The organism is Herbiconiux daphne, assembly GCF_024979295.1.
GTDB classification, from domain to species: domain Bacteria; phylum Actinomycetota; class Actinomycetes; order Actinomycetales; family Microbacteriaceae; genus Herbiconiux; species Herbiconiux daphnes.
Genome location: NZ_JANLCJ010000636.1, coordinates 1 through 570, shown reverse-complemented (window position 1 = coordinate 570; position 570 = coordinate 1). Strand labels below are relative to the sequence as shown.

Sequence of the window (570 nt, the reverse complement as noted above, 5' to 3'; positions counted from 1 at the left end):
ATTATCAGTCTCCTTTTGTCAGAGGTCGCCTTGATACCCCGCAAAGTATTGACCCTAAACAGCGCCGTATTTCAATTGTAGAGCATTACATTTACAGTTCATTCATTCACCCTAAAGGAGAGACACGGCCTTATCAGGTTGTAACTTGTGGGGATGAATTACTTTCATTCACTGAGGTTAAGCGCTTCCCGTTTGTAGTATGTAAAATGGAGCGGTCACAAGGTCAATTCTTAGGCCGTGGTTTATTCCATCTGGCTAAACAGTTCCAAGATAGTCTATCCCTTTCTCAGCGTATGCATGAACAGGTAGCACTACGTACAACCTACCCACAATATCAGGCAGTAAAAGGCCAGTATGATAAACAGAGCCTGTTACAGAATCGTCCTGGCTCAGTGATTGAGGTTGCACAGATTGGCGCTGTAGACAGATTCCAGCCATTGCAGCTAACAGAGACATACGTAGCAGCTAATAACCAGCTTAAGGAAGTTGCTCAGGAGACACTTACTCAGCCAACAGATATTACTAATGGTGATGGCGGTATGAGTCAGGTAGCAACAGCTACTGCTTATC

Annotated in this window: 1 protein-coding gene; it reads left to right on the top strand. The window is 44.4% G+C overall.

Annotation, left to right across the window (positions count from 1 at the left end; translation table 11 throughout):
• Positions 1-570: portal protein (locus tag N1032_RS26880; RefSeq protein ID WP_259543740.1), on the top strand; the 570-nt coding region annotated here is incomplete at both ends.